The sequence below is a fragment of the Micromonospora sp. NPDC047753 genome, assembly GCF_040642735.1.
GTDB lineage: Bacteria > Actinomycetota > Actinomycetes > Mycobacteriales > Micromonosporaceae > Micromonospora.
On sequence record NZ_JBEYSL010000290.1, the window covers coordinates 1 to 8,602 of the forward strand.

6 protein-coding genes are annotated in these 8,602 nt (G+C 70.6%); 4 read left to right on the forward strand and 2 right to left on the reverse strand.

The window, feature by feature from the left end:
- Positions 1–1,112: Hsp70 family protein (locus ABZ749_RS22520; protein ID WP_357230689.1), on the reverse strand; the 1,112-nt coding region annotated here is incomplete at its 3' end.
- A 301-nt stretch (positions 1,113–1,413) separates the two neighbouring features.
- Between ABZ749_RS22520 and ABZ749_RS22525 the strand changes: the two genes are divergently transcribed.
- The 3 genes from ABZ749_RS22525 (at position 1,414) to ABZ749_RS22535 (ending at position 5,727) form a co-directional block, all read left to right on the forward strand.
- Positions 1,414–2,298 (forward strand): IniB N-terminal domain-containing protein, encoded by an 885-nt coding sequence (locus ABZ749_RS22525; protein WP_357230692.1) that lies wholly within the window; start codon positions 1,414–1,416, stop codon positions 2,296–2,298.
- A gap of 196 nt (positions 2,299–2,494) precedes the next feature.
- Complete coding sequence (locus tag ABZ749_RS22530; protein WP_357230695.1) at positions 2,495–4,270, forward strand: dynamin family protein; 1,776 nt, start codon at positions 2,495–2,497, stop codon at positions 4,268–4,270.
- Positions 4,267–5,727, forward strand: coding sequence for a hypothetical protein (locus ABZ749_RS22535; RefSeq protein WP_357230698.1), 1,461 nt, complete (start codon positions 4,267–4,269; stop codon positions 5,725–5,727). Before ABZ749_RS22530 ends, ABZ749_RS22535 begins: the two co-directional genes overlap by 4 nt.
- Before the next feature lie 76 nt (positions 5,728–5,803).
- Here the strand turns inward: ABZ749_RS22535 and ABZ749_RS22540 are convergent, their stop codons facing one another.
- Positions 5,804–6,094, reverse strand: coding sequence for a DUF1540 domain-containing protein (locus tag ABZ749_RS22540; RefSeq protein ID WP_357205816.1), 291 nt, complete (start codon positions 6,092–6,094; stop codon positions 5,804–5,806).
- A gap of 356 nt (positions 6,095–6,450) precedes the next feature.
- Between ABZ749_RS22540 and ABZ749_RS22545 the strand changes: the two genes are divergently transcribed.
- Positions 6,451–8,602, forward strand: a 2,152-nt coding sequence (locus tag ABZ749_RS22545) for a ThuA domain-containing protein (protein ID WP_357230702.1), incomplete at its 3' end; no start/stop codon positions are given.

The window sequence follows — 8,602 nt, forward strand, 5'->3', positions numbered from 1 at the left end:
TCTCGCGGTAGTGCGTTCCCCGTGGGACTACCCGGTGCGGATGCCGGAGTTTCGGACACCACCTGGCAGGCGGCCATCGCCGCCCCGGTGGCGGCGGTCAACTGTGCGTCCGGCTCCACCTCGACGGGCACCGCGAGAGCCGCGCCGATCAGTTCGGTCACCAGCGGGACCCGGGTGGAGCCGCCAGCAAGCAGGACGCCGTCGAGCTGCGCCGGGGTCAGGTCGGCACTGCGCACGGCCCGGAGCAGGAGGTCGACGGTGGCCTGCACCGTCGGGCGGATCATGGCCTCGAACTGCGCCCGGGTCACCGGCACCCGCGCCGGGCCGCTCGGCAGGGTCAGCACCACGTCGGCCGTGAGGTCGACGGTCAGCACCCGCTTGACCCGGTCACACTCCGCGCGCAGCCCGCGCAGGGCGGCCTGGGCCCCGCGACGCCCGGTCGCGGCCAACTCTCGAGCCAGCACGGTACGGGCATGCTCGGCGAGCGCCTCGTCGAAGTCGGCGCCACCGATCGAGTCGAGACCCTGCGGGGTGCCGAACGTCTCGTACGTGCCGCGCGGGGTGCGGCGCACCAGAGCCGCCTCGAAACTGTTGCCCCCGAGGGCGTAGACAACGGCAGTGCTTCCCGCGAACCCCCGAGCGGCGTGGCTTTCGGCGACGGTGACCGTGCGGGGCAGCAACGTCACGTGCCGTAGGCCGAGGTCCGACAGGGCCCGGTGCAGCACCTCCCGTCGGTAGGGGCGCCACCCTGCCGGGTGGCTGAGCACGATCGCCTCGGCCGCCCCACCCTCCAGGGCGTGGACCCGCTCGACCACCCACGCCGCCAGTTCGGCGGTCAGCGTCTGCGGCGCGCACGGCTCGCCGCCGAGCAGCACCGGCACGTCGTCGCCGATCCGGTGGACGAAGTCCCGGGTGGTGCGGCTGCCGTCGTCGGTCACCGGCTCGCCGACGCGCAGCGAACCGTCCTCGACCAGGCACAGCACCGAAGGAATGAGAGGTGAGCCGGCGCTCAGTGGGACGGCTTCGGGACGGGTCCAGGTCGCGCCGCGTCGCCGTGCGACGGCGGCGGCGGTGTTGCTGCTTCCGATGTCTATCCCCAGGACGTACGGCATCGTCTCTGTCTCTCCCCGTGAGTCAGCCGGTCGGTGGCGATGGCGTCGGCTGCCCGACGACCCACCCCCGGCGAACCCCGCGGGCTCCTACGTTCGTACCAGAGATCAGTCCCTGGTCGGGACCCTAATCTCGACGGGACGGTTTCCCCCTGTCCCCCTAACGTACGAGGTGGCGCAGCCCCTAGTTCAACCGGCCCGGATGCGGGCTCAGCCCCGATGCCCGGGGGTGAGCCCCGGCAATAGCGTCGTCACTGTCGACGTACGACACCCCGCCAATGCCACATCCGAGGAGAACCGGCACATGGACTCGCAGCAGACGCTCCACGACTTCGTGCTCGACCTACTGACGAACCCGGATGCGCGGTCGGCCTTCGACCTCGACCCCGAGGGCGCGTTGCGGGGCGCCGGGCTCACCGACATCACCGCTGCGGACGTGCAGGACGTCGTACCGCTGGTCGTCGACTACGCGCCGGGTGCCGGTCTCGCGCCGTTGGCCTCGCCGGTCGGGCAGCTCGGGCTGGACCCGCTGCTCACCGACACCACCGACGTGGTGGGTCAGTTGCAGAGCGTGGCGCAGCAGATCAGCGTCACCAGCTCGCCCAGTGGCGTGGACGTCAAGGCCGGCGTGCTCGGCGCCATCGCTGTCGACCCGTCGACCGCCGCCGCCGGGGTCACCGTGCTGCCGGGCATCGGTCTGGGTGTCGGCCCGTCCGGCCTCGACACCGACCTGGCCGGTGTCTCCGACGTGGCGCACACCCTCGACGCCGACGTGGTGCAGCCGGTGGACGCGATCGCGGACCCGGTGCTCGGGGACGTCACCGGCACCGTCGGAGACCCGAGCGGTCTGCTCGGCGTCGCTGACTCGAACCTGATCGGCGGCGACCTGACCGGCGGTGTCCTCTCCGGCACCCACGGTCAGCTCGGCGGGGTCGTCAGCTCCCTCGGTGTCGACGACACCCTTGGCGGGCTGGGCCTCGGGCACGGCGACGGCATCGTCGGCGGGGTCCCGCCGCTCGACGTTTCGTCGACGGTGGGCGGCGTGACGCACCAGGTGGACAGCCTCCTCCCCGGTGTCACCGACACGGTCGGTGACGTGACCGGTGGGGCCACCGATGGTGTGCTCGGCGGCGACTCGCACGCCTCGTCCGATCACGGGCTGCTGGGTATCACCGGCGGTCTGCTCTGATCCGGATCTCCGGTCGGAGCGGAGGGCCGGATCGTCTCGGGCGATCCGGCCCTTCCCGGTTCCACATCCGGTCCCTCTTGATAATTGAGCCGAAATCCGCACACTTGGTGCGGTGATGGCCGGGATCTGGTTGGACGTGCTGGACGAAATTGCCCGCACGTGCAGTGCACACGGTCGCGGTGACCTCCTTCAGACGGTGCGGCAGAAGCGCGCGCAACTGCTGGACCCGACGCTGCGTGTCCTGGTCATCGGCGAGCCGAACCAGGGCAAGAGTCAGCTGATCAACGCGATTATCAACGCTCCGGCCTGCCCGGTCGGCGACGGCCGGACGACAATCCTGCCGACCGTGGTGCGGCACGCAGAGGCCCCCACCGCGGCGGTGACGCAGGCGCCACCATCAGCCCCGGGGAACCCCACCGGCGCCGCCGACGCGGTGGCCGTCGAGCGGACCCCGCTGGCGCTCAACCAGGTAGCGGCGGGCGTGGCCGGCCTGGCCGGTCGTCGGCCGGGCGGCGGCCCGGCGTACGTCGAGATCGGAGTGCCCCGTGCGCTGCTCGGTGCCGGGTTGGTGCTGGTGGACACTCCCGGCGCCGACGAGGTCGCCGGCATCGGCGCCGCCGCTTCGGTCGCCGCGCCAGCCCGCGCGGACACCGTGCTGCTGGTCTCCGACTCCACTCGGGAGTTGTCGGTCGCCGAGCTGAACATGCTGCTGCACATCACGCGTTCGCATCCGAACGTGGTGGTGGTGCAGAGCAAGACCGATCTGGTGGCGGACTGGCGGACTGTCGCCGAGCGCAACCGGCAGCACCTGGCCGAGGCGGGGCTTCCGGCGACGCTGATCCCGGTTTCGGCGGCGCTGCGGCTGCGCGCGGCCGCCGCCGACGACCGTGGGCTCAACGCCGAGTCGGGCTTCCCCGCGTTGATCGCCCGCCTGCAAGGTGACCTGGCCGGCAAGGCCGATCACCTGGCCCGGGCGGCGGTGCAGACGGTGGCCCGGACGGTGGTGGAGCAGTTGGCCGCGCCGCTGCGCGCCGAGTTGGCGACCCAGGAGGCCGAGGAGCAGTCCGGGCCGATCTCCCGTCTGCACGCGGCGCAGCGCGAGGTCGACGAGTTGCGCCGGTGCTCCACCCGGTGGCAGAACACGCTGACCGACGAGATCACCGATCTGCTCGCCGACCTTGAGTACGACCTGCGTGACCGGACCAGACAGATCCTGCGCGCGGTGGACGAGGCGTTCGACACCGCGGACCCGTTGGTCGCCTGGGACACCTTCCAGGACTGGCTGGAGCGCAGCCTGGTGGAGGCGGCGGAGGCGAACCACGAGTGGCTGATCCAGCGCTGTGACTGGATCGCCCGGCGGGTTGCCGCCAACTTCGACAGGTACGGCTACGACGTGCTGCCGCCCTGGTCGATGACGATGCCGGACGACATCGGCGAGCGACTGCCCGACCTGCAACGGCCGACGATCGACAGGTTCACCACCGGTCAGAAGCTGTTCACCGGCATGAAGGGCTCGTACGGCGGCATGCTGATGTTCGGTCTGGCGACCACCCTGGCCGGCATGCCGATGATCAATCCGGTTTCGGTCGGCATCGGGGCGCTCTTCGGCGGCAAGAGCATCCGTGACGAGAGCAAGCAGTTGCTCCGTCGGCGGCAGGCGACGGTCAAGACGGCCATCCAGCGGCATGTCGACGATTTCTTCGTCCGGATCATCCGAGACTGCCGCGACGCCGCCCGGCAGGTGCAGCGGATGCTGCGCGACCACTTCACGGGGCTGACCGAGGAGCTGCAGGAGGCCATCGTGCAGTCGTTCCGCAGCGCGAAGCAGGAGGCCGACACCGATGCCTCGGTGCGCGAGCAGCGGCAGCGCGAGATCCGGCTGAAGATGACCAGGTTGGCTGCGGTGTACGAGCAGGCTCAGCAGTTGACCGGTGCCCGTTCCGCCCCGCTGCTGTTGGAGCCGCAGGCATGACTGTGGGAGTGCGCCTGGACGAGGCGGCGTGGGGGTTGCTGCACCAGGCCATCGAGCTGTACCAGGACAATCCCCGGGCCGTCGCCGAGCTTCGGCAACAGGTGGCCAGGTTGGAGCAGCCGTTGCGGATCGCCATCGTCGGTCCGTGGCGATCGGGTAAGTCGACGGTGCTCAACGCGTTGATGGGCGAGGAGGTCGCGCCGGTCGAGCGGGCGGACGGGGCCTTCACCTGGTACGAGGACGGTGCCGCGCCGCGTGCCACCGCCTACCCGGTCGGGCAGCCACCGCAGGAGTTGGCGGTGGTGAAGTCGGCGACCGGGCTGCGGGTGGATCTGGGCTGGGGCGCGGGGGAGGTGCGGGACATCGTCGTGCGGTGGCCGACGCGGGCGCTGCGGCAGATCACCCTGATCGACACTCCGGCGGTCACCGGTGGCGTCGAGCAGGGCCGGGTGCCGGTGTTGGAGCGGGTGTTGCGCGACTCGGACGCGGTGCTGTACCTGACCCGTGACGGTCGCGACAGCGACCTGCGCGTGCTGGAGTCCGCACGGGACAGTGCCGTCGGGCAGTCCGCTCCGGTCAACGTGATCATGGTGCTGTCCCGCGCCGACGAGACCGGTGGCGGCCGGATTGACGGTCTGCTCACTGCCCGCCAGCTCGCTCGCCGGCACTACCGCGACCCGAGGGTGAACGCGCTCAGCGTCAACGTCGTGGCGTGCAGCGGCATGATCGGCCTGGCCGGTCGTCTGCTCGGTGAATCCGACTTCGCCGCGCTCGCGACAGTGGCTCAGGTGCCCCGGGCGGAGCTGGACGCCCACCTCATCTCCGCCGACCGCTTCCTCCGCGGCGAGCTGCCGGTACGGCTGGACACCGAGGTGCGCGACGCGCTGCTGGGCCGGTTCGGGCTCTTCGGTGTCCGGCTGGCGGCGACGCTGGTGCGCAGCGGGTTCGACAGCCGGGTGAAGCTCTCCGCCGAGTTGATTCGGCGAAGTGGTCTCACCGAGCTGCGTGAGTCGGTGACGCGGTCCTTCATCGATCGCCGCGACGCCCTCAAGGCGCGGTCCGCGCTGGCCGCGGTGGAGGCGCTGCTGCGGGCCGAGCCGACTCGGGGCTCCGCCGAGCTGGTCGGCGCGGTGGAGCAGATCCTCGCCGGCGCGCACGAGTTCCGGGAGCTGCGCCTTCTGGTGGCGCTGCGGAACACCCGGCTGGGGTTCGACGCGGAGCTGGCTGCCGAGGCGCAACGGCTGGTCGGCGGTGACGGGGTGGGCCTCGCGGCTCGGCTCGGTGTCGAGCATGAGGCCGACGTGCGGCAACTCTGGGAGGTCGCGGCCGAGGCGCAGTGGCGGTGGCGGGACCGGGCGGAGGATCCTCTGCTCCCGCTGGCGCAGCGCCGCGGCGCTCAGGTCGTCGTCCGCAGTTGCGAGGGGATGATCGCCGAGCTGGCCGCGGGCGGGCGCTGAGCACCTGCCTGGTCGGCAGCGCGACGCGAGTGAGGGACGGCAGTGGCGGCCGTCCCTTACTCGTGTCGCGCCGGGATCAGCGCGGCTCGTACGTCTGACAGTCCGCGATGTCCTGACCCGGACCCACCCGGATGGACGGCGCGTGGCACTCCAGCTCGGCGTTGTGCTGACAGTCGGACCGCTTGCAGGCACCGACCTGGGCGATGACGCGGTCCAGCCCGCCCTTCGCCGAGGTGTCGATGAACGTGGCGCAGCTGGCGTTCTGCTGCCCGATGGTGATGGCGAACGCGTGGCAGCCGTCGTGGTTGTAGCCGCAGTCGGTGACTGTGCACTCGTGTACCCGCGGCATCTCCAGCATGTCGGTCATGACGATCTCGCTTCCGTCGGTGGCACCGGGTCATCTCCATACCCGGCTCCGACCGGACAATTCCCTATCTTTTGGGATGTTTTGTGTAGGCCAGCCTTGCCTAACCGTCGAGGACGGTGACTCAGGCGCAGGTGTCGGCTCCGGAGCCCCCGACCGTGGATCGTGGCCCGAAAACCGTTATTCGATCTCACTTCACACAGTCGTCCGTGACCTGCGGAGATAACGCTCTCACGGATGCTGGGAGAGTGCTTGACGCGCCCGTGATCCGACCGCAACGATGCATTCACATGTCTCGTCCCACCACCGCCTGGCGTGATCGGCGCACGCCGTCCCCCGCACCGCGAAAGGACCCCACTGTGCGCAGATCCCTGAGATCGTGGCTCGGCCTCGCGCTGAGCGCGATCCTCGTGGCGGGCGGCATCGCCGCCTCGCCACCCACGGCCAGTGCCGCACCCTTCACCGTGCTGGTCTTCAGCAAGACCGCCGGGTTCCGGCACGGATCCATCACCCCGGGCATCGCCGCGATCCAGCAACTCGGTGCGGCAAACGGCTTCACCGTCGAGGCCACCGAGGACGCCGCCCAGTTCACCGACGCCAACCTGGACCGGTTCGCCGCGGTGATCTGGCTCTCCACCACCGGTGACGTTCTCAACGCCGCCCAGCAGGCCGCGTTCGAGCGCTACATCACCGGCGGCGGTGGGTACGTCGGCGTGCACTCCGCCTCCGACACCGAGTACGACTGGCCCTGGTACGGGGGACTGGTCGGGGCGTACTTCGCCTCGCACCCGGCCGAGCAGAACGTCACGGTCAAGGTCGCCGACCAGGTACACCCGTCCACAGCGGGGCTGCCGCAGCGGTGGAGCCGGTTCGACGAGTTGTACAACTACCGGACCAACCCCCGGGGCAACGCGCACGTGCTGGCCACCCTGGACGAGACCACCTACACCGGCGGCAGCATGGGTGCCGACCACCCGATCTCCTGGTGCCAGAACTACTCCGGCGGCCGAGCCTGGTACACCGGCCTCGGCCACACCGACGCGTCGTACACCGAGGCGAACTTCCGTCAGCACCTGCTCGGCGGCATCCGGACGGCCGCCGGCGCGGTCGACGCCGACTGTGGCCCCACCGTCACCAGCAGCTTCCAGCAGGTGGAGCTGGCCAAGGGCGCGGCCGAGACCGGCGAGCCGATGAGCCTCACCGTCCTGCCGGACCGGGGCGTGCTGCACACCTCCCGCAACGGCGTGATCCGGCACACCGACGCCGCCGGCAACACCAAGATCGCCGCCACCCTGCCGGTCTACACCGGCGACGAGGAGGGTTTGCAGGGCATCAAGGTCGACCCGAACTTCGCCACCAACCGTTGGGTGTACGCGTACTTCGCCCCACCACTGAGCACCCCCGGCGGCGGTGCGCCGGCCACCGGAACCCCGGCCGAGTTCGCCGTCTGGGAGGGTGTCAACCGGTTGGCCCGGTTCACCGTCAATGCGGACAACACCATCAACCTGGCCAGCGAGACGTTGATCCTCAACGTGCCGACCAGCCGGGGCATGTGCTGCCACGTCGGCGGCGACATGGACTTCGACGCGGCCGGCAACCTCTACCTGTCCACAGGTGACGACACCAACCCGTTCGACTCGGCCGGCTTCACCCCGATCGACGAGCGGGCGGGCCGTAACCCGGCGTTCGACGCGCAGCGCACCTCGGCGAACAGCAACGACCTGCGCGGTAAGGTCCTCCGGATCAAGCCGAGCGCGGCCGGTGGCTACACCATCCCGGCCGGCAACATGTTCGCCCCGGGCACCGCGCGGACCCGCCCGGAGGTCTACGCGATGGGCTTCCGCAATCCGTTCCGGATGAGCGTGGACAAGGCCACCGGCATCGTCTACCTCGGTGACTACGGCCCCGACGCGGGCACCGCCGACCCGAACCGGGGGCCGGCGGGCAACGTCGAGTTCGCCCGGATCGACAGGCCGGGCTTCTACGGCTGGCCGTACTGCACCGCCCGCAACGACGCCTACAACGACTACACCTTCCCGTCCGGCCCGTCCGGGGCGAAGTTCAACTGCGCCGGTGGGCCGGTGAACAACTCACCAAACAACACCGGCATCACCCAGCTGCCGCCGGCCGTTCCGGCCTGGTTGCCGTACGGTGGCTCCGGCTCGCCGCCGGAGTTCACCGGCGGTGGCCTCTCGCCGATGGGCGGCCCGGTCTACCGGTACGACCGCAACAACACCTCGCCCGTGGCGTTCCCCGAGTACTACGACGGGACCTACTTCGCCGGTGAGTTCGGTCGCCGCTGGATCAAGAACATCAAGCTCGACGCGTCCGGCCAACCGCTGAAGATCAACCCGTTCCCGTGGACCGGCACCCAGGTCATGGACATGGAGTTCGGCCCGGACGGCGCGCTCTACGTGCTGGACTACGGCACCGGCTGGTTCAACGGCGACGCCAACTCGGCGCTCTACCGCATCGAGTACGCCCGCGAGGGCAGAGCACCCGTCGCCAGGG